This window comes from Flavobacterium frigoritolerans (genome assembly GCF_025847275.1).
Taxonomy (GTDB): Bacteria; Bacteroidota; Bacteroidia; order Flavobacteriales; family Flavobacteriaceae; genus Flavobacterium; species Flavobacterium frigoritolerans.
This window is the reverse complement of record NZ_JAOZEV010000022.1, coordinates 15,276-36,935: the sequence shown is the minus strand read 5'-3', so window position 1 is coordinate 36,935 and position 21,660 is coordinate 15,276. Positions and strand designations below refer to the sequence as shown.

Sequence of the window (21,660 nt, the reverse complement as noted above, 5' to 3'; positions counted from 1 at the left end):
CTCAGAGTCAGAATACCAACTACGTTCCCAATTAAGCGTAATAGGACTGGCAATATCAAAATCACTTCCTTCGTAAATAACAGCTCCATTTATAAGATTTACAGGATCATGAGCACATTTTCTGAGTGAATCTTTAAGTCCTTTTGGACTTTTTGATCCTTTCATATTAATTTTTTTAGCGAGTCCTCTAACTTTTTTCATAAGGGTACTAAATCCGATACTCGCTGCTAATCCTGTTAGCATTCCGCCCCAGTCTGGAGGATAAGGGCCACCTACCATTACTGGTTTTCCTGTAGGAATGGGTAATGAAAATGAGGTTGGAGCAAATAATGTTGGGGCAAAAGGCAACATTTTTTTTCCTACTTTGGTTTTACCTACAGCCATTGATAGGGGAATTCCAATATCATTACAGGTCATTAGCATATGTCCTTTGGGACTCATTCGCGTACTGTCTGAAAAAACAGTTTCTGATGCAAAAAAATTCATGCTTTCATGCCCAATTATTGGTGCCATTACCCAAGGTGAAAAAAGTGGAATATGCATCAGTGGTATTATTATTCCGCTAGTGTCTGAGTTGCCACGCTTAAACCCATTTACATGTACACTGGTTCCTAAAAAAGGAACATAATCAAATGGATCTATAACTATTCCTATATAGGGATGAAATGGATTAAATGGTGGTAAGGTCGTAAAGTGGATGTCGATACCCACCACAATGGTCAAATGATTATCAGTTAATAACATAGCTAGTAAGTGTTGCTTAATGGATATTCTTCTTGTATTTGTTTGGCGATCTCACGAGGGGTATCACGCCAATTATCCCCAAAATCATGGACATTCTGCTAATAACGCACATAAAAATCCAAACTTTTCAAATATATTACAAAAATTCATTACAAAACTACTTTTTTTGTACTATTTTTACTAATATAACAACATAGCACTATTTTATTAAAAATCTACCATATCAAGGATACCATCTTTAATCAAAATTCCTTTTTTATTTTAAAATGATTTTTCTATTAAGAAATTACTTAAATTAGCAATAGCGTTAAATCGTTAGGTTTTTAAGAATCTTATAAAAACCAGATTAGCGACATCACATCTGTTAAAAACGAATAGTATCTACATATGAAAACAAATGCTGATGTAGTAATTATTGGTGGGGGACTAGCAGGGCTTACTTGTGGCATTCATTTATCTAAAATGAAATTACGAGTAGTTTTGATTGAAAAAAACGAGTTCCCAAAACATAAAGTTTGTGGCGAATACATCTCTAATGAAATCAAACCTTATCTAGATTGGCTAGACTTAAAAATTCAAGTTTTAAATCCTGCAACAATCACACAATTAGAATTCTCAATACCAAATAAAAAACTCATTCACTGCACTCTGCCACTTGGAGGATTTGGACTCAGCCGCTATACATTAGATCATCATTTGTATAAAAAAGCAATCGAAAATGGATGTGAGATAATACACGATACAGTCGAAGACATCTGTTTTGAAGATGATTTATTTACTATTACAACCTTGAAGCAAAAAACATTTGTAACCAACATAGCTATAGGTGCCTTTGGCAAACGTTCTAATTTTGACCAAAAACTACAACGTAAGTTTATTCTAAAAAAAGCTCCTTGGCTAGCTGTCAAAGGGCATTACAAAGGTGAATACCCAAATGACTTAGTTGGATTGTACAATTTTGAAGGAGGCTATTGTGGCATTTCAAAAGTAGAAAATGACATAGTAAACATTTGCTACCTAGTTAATTTTGAAACATTTAAAAAACATAAAAACATTGATCATTTTCAAGTTAATGTTATTTATAAAAACCCACATCTAAAAGAGTTTTTTACCAATAGCACACCATTATTTGATAAACCATTAACTATAAGTCAGATTTCATTTGAAGAAAAAACAGCAATAGAAAATCATATCCTAATGATTGGAGATAGCGCAGGTTTAATACAGCCTTTATGCGGAAATGGTATGGCAATGGCGATTCATAGTGCTAAAATTGCTTCTGAATTAATTGTAGAATTTTATACTAAAAAGAGTATTTCAAGAAAAGAACTTGAAGAAAAATACATCAAATCATGGAACTACAATTTTAAGAAAAGATTAAAAACAGGTCGATTCCTTGCCTCACTTTTACAAAATAAGAAAAAGGCAGCAGTTGTAATGTGGCTGTTAATTCAGTTTCCATTTATACTTCCACAAATTATAAAAAGAACACACGGTAAATCTATAATTCTAAATTAAGAATGGCTATAAAAACCAAGTATAGAACAGATGATCCTGAAATCATGGATGATTTTAATTTAAAAGGGGAAGTTTTACAAAAAGCATTGGATAAAATCGCTAAAATAAATCAGCTACTTGGAGGAAACAACCTAACTTTACAAGGAGTCGAAAAATTATTAAATGGTGTTACCAAAGACCAAACAATAACTATTATCGATGTAGGATGCGGAAACGGGGATATGCTAAGAAAGCTAGCCGATTATGCATTAAAACATGATTGGGATTTTAAACTAATAGGTATTGATGCAAATGCTTTTACAATAAATTATGCCCGAAAATTATCTGTCCATTATCCCAATATAAATTACCGTTGCGAAGATATATTTGATAAATCATTTAGTAAAATAGAATACGATATTGCACTGTGTACATTGACTTTACATCATTTTAAAAACAATGAAATAATTAATCTGACAACCATTTTTAATACTAATGCAAGACGTGGCGTGGTAATAAATGATTTACACAGAAGCATCATTTCCTATCGCTTATTTCAAGCAATGTGTTTTGTTACCCGATTAAACGGAATGTCAAAGAAAGATGGTTTAACATCTATTTTGAGAGGATTTACAAAAAGTGAATTACTTGATTTTTCAAAACAATTAAACTTAAAAAAATATACCATTCAGTGGAAATGGGCTTTCCGATATCAATGGATAATTTCAAAAATATGAGTGTAAAAATAGCCAGCGTTGCCAAGCAATTGCCTAAATATTCAAGAACAACCGAAGAAATTATTCCTTTTTTAGATTCATGGCTCTATGGTCAAGACGAACGCTTTATACGAAAAGTCAAAAAAATTTTCGAAGGTGCTGCTGTTGATAAACGATATTCTATAATGGATCCCATTGAAGTTTTTTCTAGCACTTCTTTTGAGGATCGAAACGATATTTATGTTCGTGAAGTTATTGATTTAGGAGAAAAGGTCTTAAAAAAAGCATTAAGCAAATCAAACTGGGAGCCAGAAAGTCTTGACTACATTATTACAGTAAGTTGTACCGGCATCATGATTCCTTCTTTGGATGCCTATCTTATAAACAAGCTCAAACTGCGTCAGGATATCGTACGTCTTCCTGTAACCGAAATGGGCTGTGCTGCTGGAATTTCTGGAATTATTTATGCAAAAAACTTTTTAAAAGCCAATCCAGGAAAACGAGCGGCAGTAATTGCAGTCGAAAGCCCTACAGCAACCTTTCAATTAAATGATTTCACGATGGCTAATATTGTATCGGCTGCAATTTTTGGAGATGGTGCCGCTTGTGTATTATTATCTTCACATGAAGCCGATAATGGCCCTGAGATTATTGATGAAGAGATGTATCATTTTTATGATAACATACATATGATGGGGTTTAAGCTTGTAAACACTGGATTGCAAATGGTGCTCGATATTGAAGTCCCAGAAACAATTGCATCACATTTTCCTGATATCATTCATCCTTTTTTAGCCAAAAACAATTTAAAAATAGAAAATATAGATCATTTGATATTTCATCCGGGAGGAAAAAAAATTATACAGACTGTAGAAGAATTATTCATCGATTTAGGCAAAAATATTGATGATACAAAAGAAGTACTGCGTTTATACGGAAATATGTCCAGCGCAACTGTTTTGTATGTTTTAGAACAAATTATAGACAAAAAACCTAAAAAAGGAACTAAGGGCTTAATGCTGAGTTTTGGACCAGGATTCTCGGCCCAACGCGTTTTATTGCAATTTTAAATTAAACAGATTCACCTATTTTCTTTTAAATTAAAAAAATGACTAATCAGGATATTATATCAAAACTACCTTACAGCAAGCCTTTTTTGTTTGTAGACGAAATTATTTCTATATCCGAAAATGGAGTAGAAGGAACGTATTATCTTGATGAAAATTTAGATTTTTACAAAGGTCATTTTATTTCTAATCCAATTACACCTGGTGTAATTCTGACCGAAGTTATGGCTCAGATAGGATTAGTATGCTTGGGGATCTACCTGTTAAATAAAGAATTCAACAAAACAACTTCAATTAGCTTAACGTCAATTGAAATAGATTTTTTAAAACCAGTTTACCCGAATGAAAAAGTAACTATTATTTCAGAAAAAATATATTTTAGATTTGGGAAATTAAAATGCAAAGTGAGCATGAAGAACCAACTCGGAATAGAGGTTTGTTGTGGAACTATTGCCGGAATGATTGTTTAAATTATAATCTTTAAAATAAGTAAGATGCAAAAAAGAGTTGTCATTACAGGTCTTGGAGTTGTTGCCCCAAATGGGGTAGGACTTGACGCATTTACAAATGCAATAAAAAAAGGCCTATCGGGTATTAAACACGATGCAGAATTAGAACACTTGCAGTTTTCTTGTCAAATCTCAGGAAAACCTGAATTATCAACTGAATTGATTCATAACTATTTCACAGAACTTGAATTACGTAATTTTAATGCTTCTGGAATTCTATATGGCGTAATTGCAGGTTTAGATGCTTGGAAAGATGCAGGATTAACAATTCTGGAAAACGAAGAACCCGATTGGGATAGCGGAACCATTTTTGGCGCAGGAACTTCGGGGATAGAAAAATTCAGAGAAAGTATCTATAAAATCGATGATTTTCAAACCAGACGATTAGGAAGTACCGTTGTAGCACAAACCATGATTAGCGGCATAAGTGCCTATTTAGGTGGCAAACTAGGACTTGGAAATCAAGTTACTACCAATTCATCAGCTTGTACAACTGGTACCGAAAGTGTTTTAATGGCATACGAACGAATCAAATTAGGACAAGCCAAACGAATTTTAGCAGGTAGCACTAGTGATTCCGGACCTTATATTTGGGGAGGATTTGACGCAATGAAAGTTTGCACATTCAAACACAATGACTCTCCTCAAAGTGGCTCAAGACCAATGAGCGCAAGTGCTTCGGGTTTTGTTCCAGGAAGTGGGGCAGGAGCTTTACTACTAGAAGATTTAGAAACTGCTCTAAATAGGGGAGCTCGAATTTATGCAGAAGTCTTAGGCGGAAATATAAATTCTGGCGGACAACGTGGCAGCGGAAGCATGACAGCTCCAAATGCAACAGCTGTACAAAGATGCATTCGTAATGCTGTAGATAATTCTAAAATTTCAACCTCAGAAATTGATTTGATTAATGGACATCTAACAGCCACCTCTAAAGACGCTTTGGAGATAGAAAATTGGAGTATTGCATTAAATCGTAAGGGTAATGATTTTCCATATATAAACGCATTAAAATCGACTGTAGGACATTGTTTGTCTGCAGCAGGTAGCATTGAGCTCGTGGCTTCGGTCTTGCAATTACATCAAGGGTTCATTTTTCCTAATGTAAATTGTGAAGATTTAAATCCTGAAATCACATCTATTATAGACAAATCTAAAATTCCAACTCAATTAATCAACTCCAATTTAAATATTATTGCCAAGGCTAGTTTTGGTTTTGGTGACGTTAATGGCTGCGTGATTTTAAAAAAATACAACTAACATTCATTTATAACTAACTATCAAAGTATGGACAACCAACAACTACTAACCGAATTAAAGAAAATTGTAAAGCCTTATACAAAGAATGATACTGCTTTTGAAAATTTTACCGAAGACACAAATTTCATAACCGATTTAAATATTAATTCTGCCAATTTAGTCGACATTGTTTTAGATGTCGAGGAAGCTTTTGATATTGTTATCGATAACGAATCGATGGAGAAAATGATTAATGCAAAAGCTGCTCTAAGCATTATCCAATCTAAACTAAATGAAAAATGATTGGAAATGATATAGTCGACTTAGAAACTGCACAACAAGAAAGCAACTGGAAACGTAAAGGTTTTTTGGATAAAATCTTCACTTCTGAAGAACAATTGCTTATTCTAAATTCTGATTCACCCGAAATTATGGTTTGGAATTTATGGAGCAGGAAAGAAGCTGCTTATAAAATATACAATCGCGACACTAAAATAAATGGCTATTTTCCAACCAAACTAGTTTGCTTTTACGAATGTGCAAATTTCGGCACCGTATCTATAAACAATCGTTTGTATTATACACAATCGGCAATTACAAAAGAATATATAAATACTGTTGCAGTTTCCCAGAAAGAGGATTTAAATAGAATTATCACATTAAGCGACAATACAAAAATACTTAAATCCCAAGGGATTCCATATATAATTGATCCCATTACAAAAGCTGAAATACCAATTTCTATAAGTCATCACGGGCGTTTTATCAATTCTGTGAGGATTGGTGAAACAACCAAATCCAATGCAAATCCAATGCAAATTAAATACGAATTCCACAAATTCACACTAATAAGTTTTGTGTAAATTCATGGAATTAGTGTTTGTTCTTAAACTTTTATATAAATATTATTTTATCCCTAATCTCGATTTGAGCTTCAAAAACAACAAAGCAATTTTATATGCATCTTCTGAGGAAGAGTTTCTTTCGCTTTTTGGAATTTTATAAATATCGCATAATTCATCTAGAGAAAACTGTCTATCATTAATATCGTGCAGTTTACGATACATAACATCTACATCTAATGCCTCATTTTTTAATCTTCCACAATCTAATTTTTCCAGAGCAGCGTTAATCATTTCAACATCAAAATTAATATGATGCCCAACTAAAACTCCATTCCCAATATATTCGATTAATGCTTTAAGGGCATCTGGTTCTGGTAGCTTTTCCATTTTGCTTTCAATAATAAACTCATTTGTGAGTCCATTATCATGAAAGAATTTATATTGCAATAAGACAGCTTCAAAGCTATCCTGAATAACAATACTATTATCTACTACTGCAAATGAACCAATAGACAGAATTACATCCTTTGCTGGATTTAACCCCGATGTTTCGGTAGATAATACAACAAAACGCTCTGATTTAGTTTCAAATTTGGCAAGGTATTCTTTCCAGAAATCAGGGTATTCTTTGTTGATATTTTTCAGCCATTCTAGCATATTACGAAAATTGGGTCAGTTGAAATTTACTTTTTATAAGCTCTTCTAGCTCTCTCATTGGAGCTAATGCATTTTTTAATTTTTCTTTATCGCTTTTTGATAGTTCTCTTAAGTTGATATATTGCCCTGAATCATCATTTTTTAGCCCCTCGACAGTTCTAAATTTAGACAAGGTTAAGAAAGCTTCGGCACAACTAAGATAAATATCGGCATTTTTAGAATCAGTAATCGCTAATTGTTTGAATCTTAAATAGGTATTCTTAATTCCTTTTATATTCGAACTTAATATTAGCAAACGTGCTCCATCAATTAATGGCATTAATGCACGGGTTTTTATATCAAACTTAAATTTATGCGGGCCATCTTCTTCAACATTAAATTTCTTAAAGAAACTTAAAGGTGAATTTTTTCTTAATGCATCATTTCCTAAGAAATCAAAAAACAATGTATTGTTTATTGCATTCTTAAATATCACATTTTCTATTACTTCTTCGATTTTAGGCTCTCCAAAAACAATCTCATAATCAAAGAATATGCTACTTAAATCATTACTATTTTCACCTGGAGTATTCATCCAACTGTTGTACTGTTTTGTCCAGTCTGTCAATGACTTACACCACAACATATTACTTGCCATATGCCCATTAGGACAATAGTCATATCCGATTTTTTCTAAAGTTGCTGTAGTTCTTTTAGCCAGACGCAAAAAGTAATCTTTTACATCTCGGTACTTATCTGCAGTTACATCTTCAAAAATCAAAATACTATCCTGATCGGTCAGTAAGAGCTGTTCTTTTCTTCCCTGGCTCCCAATACTTAACCAAGCAAATCGAGCAGGAGGTGAGCCCATTTCTAAAATTGAAAGTTCAACTGAGCGTTTTATCAACGCCAAATTAATCTCATTGGCAATATTACTTATATGTGAAAGCGGAATGTTCTTTTGTATATAATTTTGAATCAGATCTGATAAACGATCCCTAATTTGTTTTAAATCTTTAGGCAATTGCGAACGCTTGATTTCTTTTATCAACACACCCGGATTACTAGCTTGCGCAACAATTAAATCATGTTCTGAAATAACTCCTTTTACAGCCGATTTACTTGTTCCGTCTTTTGTCACACATAAATGACTCACATTATGCTTTAGCATTAATAATTGTGCTTCGGCTAATGAAACATTTTCTATTACAGTTACAACAGGCGAGGACATGATTTTGTCTACAGTCTCATCTATTGAAAATCTACCTGTTGCAATTTTAGAAGACAAATCAGCATCTGTAACAATACCAATTGGGTTGTTATTCACGCAAACAACAATATTATCAACCATAGCATCTGTCATACGCAAAGCAACATCTTTTACAATACTGTTTGCTAATGCCGTTAACGGTGAGGTATTGTAGCTTAGTGATTGTATATATTGTATTTCTGATTGTTGATCTGAATAGAATATATTATCTGAAATATGATTTCCTTTAAAATCTGAATTGTCTTTTGTTTGACGCGTATTTGCTGCAAAACTTTCTAATAAGAAATTTAAAACATCAGGATTATTTGCAACAAAAGGCCTAAACACAGCGATAGGTATTGCATATACAATACTTTCTTCTCTGGCTTTTGCGGTCATCATATAGTTATTCTTGGCGAAAAAAGGTCGTAAACCAAATATATCACCATCATGACATTTATTTAATAAAGTTTCTTCAGCATCGGCAATTACCGATAAATTAATAACGCCAGAAGCAACCACGTAAAAACTATCGTGCAAGGCATCGTTAATTTGAAACAATACAGCGTGTTTTTCTAAATTAATAACACGAATATTGGTTGCAATTTCAGATAATTCTTGAAAAGTTAAATTATCGAATGGCGGATATTCTTTCAAGAAATCTGCAATATGCTCAGCAATTGTATTCATAAGTTTGATAGATTTTTAGAAAGTATCGTTTGTAAAAATAATAAAATAAACCCTTACAATGAAACCATAAATAATTTTGAATCTATTTTTTTTACCATATATTAAGCTAAAATAAGCAATAAAACCATTAAATAGCAAAGTTAGGCCTTGATATGATTGTTTTCAGGATTAAAAACATTCTATTTTACATAATATAAATTATAGTTCATTTGTGGTATAACTAATTAACAATTGAATTATGGCATTAAAACGAACTTCATTAGAGAATTACACGCTATTACTTGTTGAATTAAACAAAATGCGTCACACAGAATTTAAGGCAAAAACATTTTTAAAGAAAATGCGTCCGTTCTGTAAAACTTCACACTTAAAATATAAAAGACTATTTGTGCGTGTACGTGGTTCAAATATAGGAATTTGTATTCAAGTTCAAGACGATTGTTTTGTTGTAACTCAAACTTATTCAATCCATGAGTTCGTTTTTTATTGCAATTCTCAGAAAACATTGCTTTCAAAACTTCTTAAACATAATCTTCTAACTGCTTAATTATGTGTAAAATTTTAGAATTAATTCAAAAGCGTGACAATCTTATTATAGAATTAGCCAGTTTAAATCATGATTTAAAGGAATATTCAGAGCATCCAGTTGAAACTGTCGATTTAGAACAACTAAAATATCAACACTCTTATATTATTAAAGAGATTCAACAAATTGCTCAGAAAATAAATTCTTCTTTTAATTCTCAGGTTTCTAATTATAAGAATCAATTTATTCAGACAGAAAAGAAAATAACTGAAATTATATCAAAAAAGGAATTTACTGTTAATGACTTACCAAAATTACATCATTCTTTTTTTGCTCCTCCCCTTTCGTAATTTTCAATTGTTGCCGTAGGGTATAACGGCAACTAACTCACTCAAACCTACTAAAAAACTATGATTTCATATAAAGAAAGGCATCAAGCCAAGATTAAAATCAAACAGAATAATTTAAAAACTACGCTTATAAATATAGACTACTTAATTATTAATCTCGAAGGTCAACCGTTTGGAGAGTTTCCTGAAAATTCAAACTTTAGATTAAAACCTTACGAATATGGTACTAAAATATTTGAGTTAAGAGCAGACTTATATTACGAAGATTTAAAAATTGGTATTTATACCGCAAAACCTCGTTCTGCTATCATGAGTGAACAGTTTGCACAATTACAATTCGAAAACAATCTATTTTACACTTTGTCAAACGATGCTTTAAAAGGCATCATAAACGCTTTTTGCGATGAAACGAACTATTTATTTAAATCAATTAATAGACTGGATATATGCCTTGATAAGTCCGATATCAACAATTCTTACCGTACTTTATATAGTAATGTTGTTTCAGGTAACTACCTTATTTCGGGGCGTCCGAAAAATTTACAAAGTTATTTTGAAACCTATAAAGGGAAATCAATTCTTAATGGTTTCCAAATTGGGAAAAGAACATCTGACAAAATAATACGATGCTATAATAAAACGCTGTCTTTACAGCTAACCGAAAAACCATATATAAATGATTATTACGCAAATAATGGTTTAAAAAATGATAACGTTTGGCGTTTTGAATATCAGTTAAATTCTGCGTTTTTTAGAGGTTTAAACGAACATTCAAAAGCAAATTCAACTATCAGTCAGACAATGACTTGGGGTGTATTTGATAAAGTAAATCTTTATGAATTATTAAAAATTGCAAATAAAGGTTTTTTCGAACTTCGTGAGAATACTGGTAAGAGTCAGGTTAATAAAGAAAAGCTTATTGTTCTGTTTGATTTTGATTTTTTGCAGTCGCAAATATCAAAATTCAATCCTATAATCAAACGTTTAAAGAAAGTTGTACTTTCTTCGACTACTATCAAAAAACGCCTTGCAAAATCTCTATTTAGAGAGTATTACGCAAACAATCAGGATATATCTTATATCGTTGCTCTAAACCTTTTACTTGAAGATATGGACATGATTAACGAAAAACCGCTTTTAATGTGGTTTAAAAACAAATTACATTTCTATCTACACGAATTTAGAACGAAAGAAAAAATAGTAAATGATTTTGATTCTGAATTATTCCACGAACACCAACTTTTATTTTTATAAGCCATGAAAACACAAAATACAAGCCAAAAAGTAACTAAGACTGAATTAATGCATTTGCTTGGGGTGAGTTACAATACTGCCCTTAAAGAATATCAGGTAATTATAGATAGCCTTGAATTAAAACGGTCATATTTGATGATTTCAGATTTAATTAAGTATGGTGTTTTGTAGAATTATTTTAAAAATGATACTCTAAAATCATTAAAATTCTTTAAAAAACATCAAAAAGCATCAAATTTAGTTAACCCTGTTTTATAGTTGCAATAATCTTTGTGAAAGAATTTAAACAAATAAAATTTATAACAAATGAAAATTGCAACTATTACAGGCGTAACAAAATCGCCAGAATTAACAGTAACAAAATCAATAGGTTCTTTGATTGTTTCAAGTGATTTAGCTTTATCGGCTTTAACTACCGAAAAAATCAGTGTATACATTGAACGCGGAAATGGTTCTAATGTCATTTTAGCAAACAAAGTTTTGCTTAAAGATTTCATTCTTGCGAGTACTTATGGTACTGAAAACACTCAATCCGATGCAAATAATGCTTTAGTGGCTTTATGTGAAATTGCTGAAGAGGGCTCTGTTTTTCTTGCTGAAAAGGAGAGTATTAAAATAGTTTTAGAGGATTTGATTAGTGCTAAACGATATGATTTGCACGGAATTGAAGAGCCTGTAGCTACTAACAACTTGTATTTTTTTGAACAAAAAACAGTTGCTTCTGAGGAATTTAACAAAAAGATTGATGTACAAGGTTTTGACTTGGCTATTATGACTGTTGATGCTTCGGTAAGTGATTTATCTTATCAGTTTCAAAACGGTCAGGTTGTTAAATACTTGCCTTTTGAATTACAAACTTTAAGTAGAGATATTGACCCAATTCAGGCGATTCTCTCGGATGGTAAAGTTATACAGGGTTTAACTGATAGATTAACATTGCCTTTAGTGGCTGTTGTTGGTATCGAGATTAATAAATCTCAAGGGGCGGTTATTAATTTCGTCGTTAGGGCGCTTAAAACAGTATAAGTATGGGGTTCTTTAAAAAGATTGGTCAATCCATTAAGAAAAATGTCTCGTTTAAAAACTTGGTAAAAGTTGCTACTACTGCTGTTGGTTTTGTTCCGGGTGTTGGTGTAATTGCTCAAAATGTAATGGGAAAAATTACTGATGCAGTTGAGACAAAAAAAATGGCTAAGGAAGCCGAGGCACAAGGAAAACAAGCTGAGGCGGATTATTGGAATGCTCAAACGGAAGCTTTAAAACAAAGTACTGCTAATACTGTTGGTGCTGTCGCTGGTTCAGGTGCTAATATTTTTGGTAAAGCTGTTATGAGTGGTGTTAATGATGGTTTAAGTACTGGTCTTGTTCAGGGTTCTGGACAACTTGGTGCTACGGTTTTGTCATCTACCATTAAAATATGGTTTCAAAGAAACTGGAAAATTGTTATTGGTGCTGTCGTTGGTCTTATTGCATTGATTTGGTTTATAAGACGTGACCGCAATAACTCAGGGAAAAGAGTTGCAAAAAGAAAATAAGCCAAAAAACTACTATCGAATCTATCTTTTAGTATTCCTGATAGATTCGGCAGTAATAATCTTGAAAAAGATGGCGGAAATCACACTATTAATTAAACACATTATAAAGTAATGGCACAAAGTAATAAAAGTTATAATTCAAATAATCAGAATAATAACAATAATAATCAACAAAAAGTAAAGCATTCAGGCGCAAAGAATACAACCTATACACCTGTTTCAGGTCCCAATCAAGGCGTTGAACAACATCTTACAACTGGTTGGAGATTGTCCAAAGGGGAATTGATTGCAATTAAGTGTGTGACAACTTCTAAATCTAATCTTTCAGACAAAGGTTGGTTTGGTTCGGTTGCTTGTACGTTCACTAACACAAAAACTGGTGTTCAGTCATTTCATTGGGGAACAATGCAGAAAAACGGTGGTAAAGTAGTAATTGATGGAATGGCATTTGTTATTAACCCACGTGCAAAAAACGGAGGTTATGCGGGTACATTTTTACGCTCGAACTAATGTTTAAGGTAATATTAAAATTTCTACCTCTGATACTTCATGAGGGGGTAGATTTACTCAAAGAGTATCTAGAGAAAAGAAAACAACTTAAAGAAACTAAAAAATGAAAAGTTTAAAAACGATTTTATCCGTAATAGGAATTATAGTAAAATATGGTGCTGTTGTTACTGCAATTTTAAAAGGTATTCAGGTTGTATCTGACGAGTTAGAAAAGCTTGATTTAGGTAAGGATGATGTTAAAACCTCTTCACGCCCTTTGCAAATACAGGATGAACCTTTAACAACTGAAACACATGAGTAGTTTTTTAGGTCGAAAAGATTTAACTAGAGGTATTCGCAATAACAATCCAGGCAATTTACGGTTAACAAATATTGCTTGGCAGGGAAAAATTCCAAATAAGCAAAACACCGACAAAGAGTTTGAGCAGTTTACAGATGTAAAATTTGGTATTCGTGCTATGTTAAGGGATTTGACAAATGATATTGATAAAGGAAAAAATACTATTAGAAAGTTAATTTCTGAGTATGCACCACCATCTGAAAATAATACTCAAAACTATATTGATGTTGTTTCTAAAGCTGTTGGTTTAGCCCCTGACCAAACTATTAAAATTATAGATGCAAAGTTCTACTTAGTTATTGCGAGGGCAATTATTAAACATGAATGTAGCCCTAATCATAATTTAATTTTTGATTCTGATATTCAAGACGCTATTGACATCGTGGGAGATTATAATCTTTCAGGTGTTACCGTAACAGCTCAAAAGAAGTTTAGATTTAATTATTTGATTATTCCTGTACTACTTTTTTTCTATACTGTTTACAGCGTTACAGTCTAAACAAACGCTCAAAAAGATAAAAATATTAATTCAAAATTTAAACAAGATGTTAGATAAAATAAAACTTTTTTACGCAAACAATAAAACTGTTGCAAATGTTGTACTAGTTGCTTTAGCAGGATTTTTAGCTTATAAATTATTCAAGAAAAAATAAGCGATGGCTCAAAGAGAGATAACAAATAGAACAAAGAGTCAAGCCGATACAGTTTGGCTCTTTGATTTTCTGCAAAAGTACTGGATTATTATAACTGGTATTATTCTGTGTTATCCATTATTAAAAAAATGGTATGAAAAATTCACACAGGATGCTCAAGAAAGACAACTTGAAATGGCAGAAAACGATTTAAAAATTGCTATGGCAAATCCAATTACCAAGGAAATAGAATTAACTAAAATCACGCCTCGTAAAGATGTTCATAATATAGCCGAATCGTTGGCTGTGTGGTTAGGTACAAATAAGCAAACAAAAGATGCTCCTTGGTATACTTGGATAACCGAACCGATGTCGAATTTTGAAAATGAAAGAGAAACTATAAACGAATTATTGAAAGTAAAGAACCCTACAACTGTTCCATTAGTAATTGGTTGTTATTATGTCATTACAAGACGGAATTTGAAAGCGGATTTAAAAAAATATTTATCAACCTCGGACTTAAAGAAAGCTCCGTTATTTAATTAAAACAATATGGATTTTATACAATATATTGATGACACTTATGCTGTCAAGGTTAAAGAAGTTCCTTATGATAGTGAACGAGGTGGATACATTTTATACGGTATTGAAACATCTTTTTTCGTTCTATCCATGTATGTTGATAATAAGCGTGTAAACGGTGTTTTGCTTAAAAATTACGATAGCTTACCGATGTTATCAGTTATTAATGATATGGGTAATGTCGATTTAAATGTAATTCCAGAAAATTATTTTGCTACACCATTAACAGAGATAATTTTTGATATTCCTTTTACCCGACGTACTGGTATTGAAATTTCAAATTTTAGTGATTTTCAGAAAAGACCGTTACATTACTTAAAAGAATATAAACTACCGCAATTTCGATTGGATGGTCGATTTACACAAGGTTCGGGTTATGCTTACGATGGTAGAGTATATTCAATGCTAAAACTTGCTACGATTCAATCCGATAATAAGTTTTACACATCTATTCATAATACGTATAGAAATGCTACTCATTTAGATACTATAGCCTTTCAAGGTGATATTCCTAATTATATCCGAAATGGTTATGATTTAGTTACTGCTTTTCCTGTTCAGAATAACGGAAATATTGTTCAGTTTGGAGATTTCTATGTAAAAATGACAACAACTAAAACCTCCTACCCTTACGGTCTTAGTGTTTTTATATTCACAGATATAAGAACTAATGAATTTTGGCTTTATGTCGATTATATAGAAGTAGGTACAAGTATTATCAAAAAGGCGGAGTTTGATATTTCGACATTTGTTTGTGTTAATGGGGGGTTTAAAATCAAAAATATCATGCATGAAATAGAAATACAAATCAGTACTATTTATGGCTAATACTACTCCAACACCTTACAGTTGTACGGCATTCAATAAGGATAAATCTATCGTTCCTATAAAAGTAGAGTTTTGCAAGTCTATCTATTATTTGCATAATTGGTTATTAAAAGATATCGGATTTGATTATCACTATATTAATATTTATAACCGAAAAACTAAGAAATATATTTCTAGACAATATTGTAATGATTATATAATAGATAAGCCTTTGTATTAATTTACAAAGGCTTATTTTTTTTGGCGGTATAATTATTTATTCTTTTATAGCAATTGACAAACTGAAATTAAAATTATTGGCACTATATTTGAAAATCTTTAATAACTATAAACTCACAAAAATAAACAATATGAAAAAAATTACTTTATTATTGCTTTTAGCTTTTTCTTTCTCTTATTCTCAAACTACTGTAGAAGAGTACAATTATGTTACTAAAGGTTATGCGGAAACAATTGCGAAGGGTTTAGATTTAAAAAAGGGATATTCTTTAAATGAGGTTTACCATTATACAGACATTAATTATGATTTTCTTTTTCAGTCCCTAACTAATGATAGAACTAAAAAAACATCTTGTATAATGGTTATTGCTTATTCTCGTGTTTGGGGCAATAAATATTATTTGTGTATGCCTATTGGAAATGGTGATTTAGAGAAAAAATATAAAGAACAGCTATCTGTTTGGGATGCTTCAATATTGTCCGCTTATTCGTTGGCTCTGTCTCAGATACTTACTTATTCGGTTGCGTCGGTCGAATAAAACTAAAATAAAATCAATAAATAAGCCCCAATAAAACGGGGCTTTTTTTATGTTCTTACTTTTCTTGGATTTTTAGACTTGCTCAAAACTAGGGGTAAATATGTTGTTAATAAAGTTGTTAACATCTTCTTGGACATTCAGTATTACATACTATAAATTATAGTTCAAATTGCATACAGCATAAAATAGCAACATCTAACAACGATATACTATGATTAAAATTTAGAAACATAAAAAAAGCCCCATTTTATTGGGGCTTTTTTATTGATTTTATAAAATTTGTTAAACTAAATTAATTTAAACCCTTGTATGGATTCTCGCTAAAAACTTCTTTGCCATTTTTATATAATGTAAAAAATAATTTTCCTGCTTTTGTTACTAATTCAGTTTTGTAAACATCTACGCCAAATAAATAAACCGTTCCTTTAAATATCGCATTACCGTTGCCAGCGCCAAAATCAAATTCATAATCTAATTGTTTATTATCAGATTGTACAGTAATTAAATAATCGTCGCAATCATTAGGAGGATTTTTAAATTCTAAATAACTCTCTGTAATTTGCTTTTTTTCATCCAAAACATTTCTGATGGCATTATCTAATGAAAATTCAGGATAATATTCGTTAATTGATTTTATAAAATGATGTTGTTCTTTATTTAATTTTTGAGGCCCTGTTTGAGTAAATTTCTTTTGTTGTGAATGAATTAAAACAGTAAACATTATAAAAAATAAAATAGTAATTCTTTTCATGAGTTTTTGATTAGGATTTAACGTACTAAAGTTTTTCAAATATAATTCCAAAAAAATTAATTTAGTTTGTCATTGCTATAAAAACAAATTATATCTTTTAAATTATATCTTTTAAATTATATAGTTCAAGAATCTCAAATTTCTATTTTACATAATAAATCAATCTTTTAGCTCATATCGCTGATTTTCGGCTACAGTAATTATGAGTTGCGTTTTTTTATATTGAATGTCAACAACTTGACCGATCTTAAAACCACTTTCTTTCAGCCATTTACCTGTTAATGTTAAGGTTGGAAACCGTACATTTTCGCCATTTTCACGACGGAAAGTCTTACTGCAAAACGTCATTTGTCTTTTTAAAAGTGCTTTTTTTGTGCTCATAATCTGTTTATTTTAAGCAAAGTACCCTAATTAATGATTTGTAAACAACATGAAAAAAATGTATTTTACACAACTTATTACATCAATTTACCTGTTAATAACAGAAATTTCCGTAATTTACCTTCCCTAAAAAAGAATTATATTCGCCTTATGACAGATACAACTCCAAACCGTAAAATACATCAGGGTCGCAACGTAAAACGTTTCCGTGAAATCCTGGGAATCAAGCAAGATACCTTAGCATATGAACTTGGCGACGACTGGAATCAGCAAAAAATTTCTTTATTAGAACAAAAAGAAACCATCGAAACTCCCCTACTCAAACAGATTTCTGTTGCTTTGAAAATTCCTGTAGAAGCTATTGAGAATTTTGATGAGGAGCAAGCAGTAAATATTATTGCGAATACAATTACCAACAACGATAATGCTGTAATGCATTCTTTGTATATCAATAATGCTACAATCAATCCAATTGAAAAAATTGTTCAGCTTCACGAAGAAAAAATTGCTCTCTACGAACGTATGCTAAACGAAAAAGATGAAATGATGGCAAGGTTGGAGAAATTGATTCAGGGGAAATAAAAGCTTAAATATTGTCTAGTAATACTCTAATGACTATATAATAGATAAGCCTTTGTATAAAATACATTTCAATAAAAAAACCATCTTATTTCTAAGATGGTTTTCTATTTATACTTATAATAGCATTAATATTTCTTTAAAAAAACTGATTTTCCATTTATAAAAACTTCATATTGATTTTTGTCTTCATAATATACTGTTTTTATAACATCTCCTTTAAAGAGAGAGATATCTCCATGAGTTCTACCGTCAGTTTTAGTAGTGTAATCATACTTCATTGTTTTGTTATAAGGCCCAACTGCTAAGCTGTATGCTGAGAATGGTGTTCCTCTTAAATCAAACTCTTGTCTTGAGTCAATGATTTTATCATCGCTGTAAAAATTAGTAATTTGTTTAGTTAGTGGAATATCAGGATAAAATTCATTAACTTTTTTAATAAATTCATACTGCTCAACACTTACCGGCTCAATTTTGGAAGTAACTGTTTGAGAAAAAGAAACTGTAGTAACTAAAAGTAATAATAAGGCAAATCTTTTCATAATTGAATAATTTTAAATTAGTAATTATAGCCCTTTACAAAGCTAACTTGTTAAAAAATTAGATTTTTCACTAAAAATTTCTTTAATGAAGTAACAAGGTACGAAATATTTATCTTTGCAATGAAATAAAAAAATTATTTTTTAAATAAATGACTACAAAAAAATACATCAAATTAATCCTTATTTTAGGTTCTTTAACTGCTCTTGGTCCGTTTTCTATCGATATGTACCTACCTGGTTTCTCTGGAATTGCTAGAGATTTAAACACCACTGTTGCAAAAGTATCGATGAGTTTATCTAGTTATTTTATAGGTATTTCGGCTGGACAATTGCTTTATGGTCCTTTATTAGATCGATTTGGAAGAAAAAAACCCTTGTTTGTAGGGCTAATGGTTTACATTTTGGCTTCTTTAGGTTGTATTTTTGTTACTGATATTGATACTTTTATTGGTTTGCGCTTCTTACAAGCCGTTGGTAGCTGTGCTGCTACTGTTGCTTCTGTTGCAATGGTTCGTGATCTTTTTCCTGTAAAAGATATTCCTAAAGTATTCTCTATGCTTATGCTTGTTGTTGGTCTTTCGCCAATGCTTGCTCCAACTATTGGTGGTTACGTAACTTCTGATTACGGCTGGCATACTGTTTTCTTTATATTAATGTGTATGGGAATCGTGATTTTAATAGCTTCACAAATTGGTTTACCCAACACACATAAACCTGATACATCTATTTCGTTAAAACCTAAACCTATAATTACAAACTTCCTTAAGGTTGTAAAAGAGCCTCAGTTTTTTACTTATGCCTTTACTGGTGCTGTATCTTTTTCTGGTTTATTTACTTATGTTGCCTCCTCTCCTATTGTTTTTATGGATATTTTTGAAGTTGATGCTAAAATATATGGTTGGATTTTTGCCTTTATGTCTTTGAGCTTTATTGGCGCTAGCCAACTGAATTCTTTTTTATTAAGAAAATTTTCTAGCGAACAAATGATTTTTGGAGCTCTGATTACTCAATCTGTAATTAGTATTGTCTTTTTGATTTTGGCAATAAACAACCTTCTTGGTTTATACGAAACAATTGGTATGTTGTTTATTTATTTAGCTTGTCTAGGAATTTCAAATCCTAATACAGCTGGTCTTACTATGGCTCCTTTTGCCAAAAATGCAGGAAGTGCATCAGCATTAATGGGTGCAATTCAGCTTGGTTTAGGTGCAATAGCTTCTTTTGCGGTTGGTGTTTTTGTAAAAAATTCTATTATTCCGATGGTTGCTATTATGACAACTACTACAATTACTGCTTTTATTATTTTGAATATTGGTAAACGCTTCATAAAAGAAAAAGTTGCTATTTCTAACAATGACGAAGCAGGAATGATTCATTAAGTTCTTCTTAAGGCTCTGAGGTACTGAGGACTGAGATTTTAAATAAGGTGCAAAGTTGCAAAGGCTCAAAGGTTCTAAGGTTTTACTTTTAATTTTTGAAGAGCTGACGCGCTACTATTCTGAGGTTTAATTAGGCTTTATAAAGCAAAAAAAATAAAAGGTTTTTCTTTAGATTACTCTAAGAAAAACCTTTTTTATATAATTTAATCGTAAGCTTTGTTGAAGCTATAATTTTAATTTATTGCTTGTTTTTTATCTGGTCTGATAATCATACGCAACGATTGATCTTTTGCAAAATAGGCTATCATCCAATTGTAAAACGTACTTAAGCGATTGCGATATGTAATCAGCGAAACTAGGTGGATAAATAACCAGATTGCCCAAGCTAAGAATCCATTAAAATGCCACTTTGGTTTTGGTAAATCTACAACTGCTTTATTTTTACCAATAATTGCCATAGATCCTTTATCCAAATATATAAAAGGCTTTAGTGGTTTATTCTGAACAATTGCTTTGAAGTTTTTAGCTAAGTTTACTCCTTGTTGAATTGCTACTTGCGCTACTTGTGGATGTCCATTTGGAAATGCAGGATCTGTATCCATGATAGATGTATCACCGATAGCATAAATATTTTGCATGCCATTTACTTTATTATACGCATCGGTTGCCATACGTTTGCCTCGTCCGTAACTTTCCATCGGAATACCATCAAAAGCTTTTGCCGAAACTCCCGCTGCCCAAATTAGGTTTTTGGTATGAATGGTTTCTCCGTTAGAAAAATATACTATATCATCTACATAATCGGTAACTCGATTATTTAGTTTTACAACTACTCCTAAATCTGTAAGTGCTTTGAGTGTATCTTGCTGCGAAGCTTTGCTCATTGGTGCCAATAGCGCATCTCCGCCATCGACTAAGTAAACATTACTTGCGCTGGTATCTAATTCTGGATATTCTTTTAATAAAATGTTTTTACGCATTTCGGCAAACATTCCCGAAACTTCTACTCCTGTTGGTCCGCCTCCGGCTACAACAATCGTTAATAGTTTACGACGTTTACGAATATCTTTGGTAATAGTAGCTTTTTCAAGATTTTTAAGCAATGTATTACGCATTACGATAGCATCGTTTAGCGTTTTCATCGGAATGGCGTTTTTCATTACATTTTCCATTCCGAAATAACTAGTCTCTGCTCCTGTAGCAAACACCAAATAATCGTATGGTAATTCTCCGTTGTTAAGAATTACTTTATTTTCGGCTGGAACTACTTGTAGCAGTTCTCCTAATCGAAATTGCAGGTTTTTTTTGCCTGCAAAAAATTTCCTAAACGGATAACTAATACTTGATGGTTCTAAAAAAGCAGTCGCTACCTGATATATAAGTGGTGGAAAAAAGTTATAGTTGTTTTTATCTACAAGTGTTACTTGTATTTGTGGCTGATTTACAAGCTCTTTCGCTAGATTTATTCCTGCAAAACCACCTCCTATGATTACTATCTTCATATATGCTGTCTATTAAATAGGT

The 21,660-nt window shown here is 31.7% G+C and carries 28 protein-coding genes; 21 read left to right on the top strand and 7 right to left on the bottom strand.

The window, feature by feature from the left end:
• The coding region (locus OIU80_RS19195; protein WP_264288589.1) for a DUF6531 domain-containing protein at nt 1-744 on the bottom strand (744 nt) is incomplete at its 3' end.
• A 387-nt stretch (nt 745-1,131) separates the two neighbouring features.
• Between OIU80_RS19195 and OIU80_RS19190 the strand changes: the two genes are divergently transcribed.
• Genes OIU80_RS19190 through OIU80_RS19160 form a run of 7 tightly spaced genes read left to right on the top strand, consistent with a single transcriptional unit; the run spans nt 1,132 to nt 6,632 of the window.
• Complete coding sequence (locus OIU80_RS19190; protein ID WP_264288588.1) at nt 1,132-2,262, top strand: NAD(P)/FAD-dependent oxidoreductase; 1,131 nt, start codon at nt 1,132-1,134, stop codon at nt 2,260-2,262.
• 2 nt (nt 2,263-2,264) lie between these two features.
• On the top strand, nt 2,265-2,978 hold the full coding sequence (locus OIU80_RS19185) for a methyltransferase domain-containing protein (RefSeq protein WP_264288587.1): 714 nt from the start codon (nt 2,265-2,267) through the stop codon (nt 2,976-2,978).
• Complete coding sequence (locus OIU80_RS19180; protein ID WP_264288586.1) at nt 2,975-4,027, top strand: type III polyketide synthase; 1,053 nt, start codon at nt 2,975-2,977, stop codon at nt 4,025-4,027. Before OIU80_RS19185 ends, OIU80_RS19180 begins: the two co-directional genes overlap by 4 nt.
• A gap of 38 nt (nt 4,028-4,065) precedes the next feature.
• Complete coding sequence (locus tag OIU80_RS19175; RefSeq protein WP_264288585.1) at nt 4,066-4,494, top strand: 3-hydroxyacyl-ACP dehydratase FabZ family protein; 429 nt, start codon at nt 4,066-4,068, stop codon at nt 4,492-4,494.
• Nucleotides 4,495-4,518: 24 nt separating this feature from the next.
• Nucleotides 4,519-5,790 (top strand): beta-ketoacyl-[acyl-carrier-protein] synthase family protein, encoded by a 1,272-nt coding sequence (locus tag OIU80_RS19170; protein ID WP_264288584.1) that lies wholly within the window; start codon nt 4,519-4,521, stop codon nt 5,788-5,790.
• A 27-nt stretch (nt 5,791-5,817) separates the two neighbouring features.
• Nucleotides 5,818-6,072: an acyl carrier protein gene (locus OIU80_RS19165; protein WP_264288583.1), complete on the top strand. Its 255-nt coding sequence runs from the start codon at nt 5,818-5,820 to the stop codon at nt 6,070-6,072.
• Complete coding sequence (locus OIU80_RS19160; RefSeq protein ID WP_264288582.1) at nt 6,069-6,632, top strand: 4'-phosphopantetheinyl transferase family protein; 564 nt, start codon at nt 6,069-6,071, stop codon at nt 6,630-6,632. Before OIU80_RS19165 ends, OIU80_RS19160 begins: the two co-directional genes overlap by 4 nt.
• 42 nt (nt 6,633-6,674) lie before the next feature.
• Here the strand turns inward: OIU80_RS19160 and OIU80_RS19155 are convergent, their stop codons facing one another.
• Entirely contained in the window at nt 6,675-7,271 is a 597-nt protein-coding gene (locus OIU80_RS19155) for a 3'-5' exonuclease (RefSeq protein ID WP_264288581.1), read from the bottom strand.
• A gap of 1 nt (nt 7,272) precedes the next feature.
• A complete protein-coding gene (locus OIU80_RS19150; RefSeq protein WP_264288580.1) occupies nt 7,273-9,189 on the bottom strand; it encodes a DUF294 nucleotidyltransferase-like domain-containing protein in 1,917 nt (638 codons plus the stop codon).
• 238 nt (nt 9,190-9,427) lie between these two features.
• On the opposite strand from OIU80_RS19150, the gene OIU80_RS19145 reads away from it, so the two are divergent.
• The 12 genes from OIU80_RS19145 (at nt 9,428) to OIU80_RS19090 (ending at nt 16,504) form a co-directional block, all read left to right on the top strand.
• On the top strand, nt 9,428-9,736 hold the full coding sequence (locus OIU80_RS19145) for a hypothetical protein (RefSeq protein ID WP_264288579.1): 309 nt from the start codon (nt 9,428-9,430) through the stop codon (nt 9,734-9,736).
• 2 nt (nt 9,737-9,738) lie between these two features.
• A complete protein-coding gene (locus OIU80_RS19140; RefSeq protein ID WP_264288578.1) occupies nt 9,739-10,065 on the top strand; it encodes a hypothetical protein in 327 nt (108 codons plus the stop codon).
• A 60-nt stretch (nt 10,066-10,125) separates the two neighbouring features.
• A complete protein-coding gene (locus OIU80_RS19135; RefSeq protein ID WP_264288577.1) occupies nt 10,126-11,319 on the top strand; it encodes a hypothetical protein in 1,194 nt (397 codons plus the stop codon).
• Nucleotides 11,320-11,625: 306 nt separating this feature from the next.
• Complete coding sequence (locus tag OIU80_RS19130) at nt 11,626-12,345, top strand: hypothetical protein (protein WP_264288576.1); 720 nt, start codon at nt 11,626-11,628, stop codon at nt 12,343-12,345.
• A 2-nt stretch (nt 12,346-12,347) separates the two neighbouring features.
• Nucleotides 12,348-12,854 carry a hypothetical protein gene (locus tag OIU80_RS19125; RefSeq protein ID WP_264288575.1) on the top strand — a complete coding sequence of 169 codons (507 nt, stop codon included), beginning with the start codon at nt 12,348-12,350 and terminating at the stop codon, nt 12,852-12,854.
• Between the two features lie 111 nt (nt 12,855-12,965).
• Nucleotides 12,966-13,364 carry a hypothetical protein gene (locus OIU80_RS19120; protein WP_264288574.1) on the top strand — a complete coding sequence of 133 codons (399 nt, stop codon included), beginning with the start codon at nt 12,966-12,968 and terminating at the stop codon, nt 13,362-13,364.
• Nucleotides 13,365-13,467: 103 nt separating this feature from the next.
• A complete protein-coding gene (locus OIU80_RS19115; protein ID WP_264288573.1) occupies nt 13,468-13,665 on the top strand; it encodes a hypothetical protein in 198 nt (65 codons plus the stop codon).
• Entirely contained in the window at nt 13,658-14,203 is a 546-nt protein-coding gene (locus tag OIU80_RS19110) for a hypothetical protein (protein WP_264288572.1), read from the top strand. The genes OIU80_RS19115 and OIU80_RS19110 overlap by 8 nt, the downstream gene beginning before the upstream one ends.
• A gap of 157 nt (nt 14,204-14,360) precedes the next feature.
• Entirely contained in the window at nt 14,361-14,882 is a 522-nt protein-coding gene (locus tag OIU80_RS19105; RefSeq protein ID WP_264288571.1) for a hypothetical protein, read from the top strand.
• 6 nt (nt 14,883-14,888) lie between these two features.
• The gene (locus OIU80_RS19100; protein WP_264288570.1) at nt 14,889-15,746 is read left to right on the top strand and encodes a hypothetical protein; all 858 of its coding nucleotides are present in this window, start codon (nt 14,889-14,891) and stop codon (nt 15,744-15,746) included.
• Nucleotides 15,739-15,966 carry a hypothetical protein gene (locus OIU80_RS19095; RefSeq protein WP_264288569.1) on the top strand — a complete coding sequence of 76 codons (228 nt, stop codon included), beginning with the start codon at nt 15,739-15,741 and terminating at the stop codon, nt 15,964-15,966. The genes OIU80_RS19100 and OIU80_RS19095 overlap by 8 nt, the downstream gene beginning before the upstream one ends.
• A gap of 130 nt (nt 15,967-16,096) precedes the next feature.
• Nucleotides 16,097-16,504, top strand: coding sequence for a hypothetical protein (locus OIU80_RS19090; RefSeq protein WP_264288568.1), 408 nt, complete (start codon nt 16,097-16,099; stop codon nt 16,502-16,504).
• 292 nt (nt 16,505-16,796) lie between these two features.
• Here OIU80_RS19090 and OIU80_RS19085 read toward each other — a convergent pair whose 3' ends face one another.
• Both OIU80_RS19085 and OIU80_RS19080 read right to left on the bottom strand, forming a co-directional pair.
• Nucleotides 16,797-17,255 carry a hypothetical protein gene (locus OIU80_RS19085; RefSeq protein WP_264288567.1) on the bottom strand — a complete coding sequence of 153 codons (459 nt, stop codon included), beginning with the start codon at nt 17,253-17,255 and terminating at the stop codon, nt 16,797-16,799.
• A gap of 159 nt (nt 17,256-17,414) precedes the next feature.
• Complete coding sequence (locus tag OIU80_RS19080; RefSeq protein WP_264288566.1) at nt 17,415-17,636, bottom strand: type I toxin-antitoxin system SymE family toxin; 222 nt, start codon at nt 17,634-17,636, stop codon at nt 17,415-17,417.
• Between the two features lie 150 nt (nt 17,637-17,786).
• Here OIU80_RS19080 and OIU80_RS19075 point away from each other — a divergent pair, with 150 nt between their 5' ends.
• Nucleotides 17,787-18,218, top strand: coding sequence for an XRE family transcriptional regulator (locus OIU80_RS19075; RefSeq protein WP_264288590.1), 432 nt, complete (start codon nt 17,787-17,789; stop codon nt 18,216-18,218).
• 125 nt (nt 18,219-18,343) lie between these two features.
• Here the strand turns inward: OIU80_RS19075 and OIU80_RS19070 are convergent, their stop codons facing one another.
• Nucleotides 18,344-18,757 carry a hypothetical protein gene (locus OIU80_RS19070; protein ID WP_264288565.1) on the bottom strand — a complete coding sequence of 138 codons (414 nt, stop codon included), beginning with the start codon at nt 18,755-18,757 and terminating at the stop codon, nt 18,344-18,346.
• 149 nt (nt 18,758-18,906) lie between these two features.
• On the opposite strand from OIU80_RS19070, the gene OIU80_RS19065 reads away from it, so the two are divergent.
• Nucleotides 18,907-20,136 carry a multidrug effflux MFS transporter gene (locus tag OIU80_RS19065; RefSeq protein ID WP_264288564.1) on the top strand — a complete coding sequence of 410 codons (1,230 nt, stop codon included), beginning with the start codon at nt 18,907-18,909 and terminating at the stop codon, nt 20,134-20,136.
• Between the two features lie 233 nt (nt 20,137-20,369).
• Here the strand turns inward: OIU80_RS19065 and OIU80_RS19060 are convergent, their stop codons facing one another.
• Nucleotides 20,370-21,638: an NAD(P)/FAD-dependent oxidoreductase gene (locus tag OIU80_RS19060; protein WP_264288563.1), complete on the bottom strand. Its 1,269-nt coding sequence runs from the start codon at nt 21,636-21,638 to the stop codon at nt 20,370-20,372.
• Nucleotides 21,639-21,660: the final 22 nt, after the last annotated feature.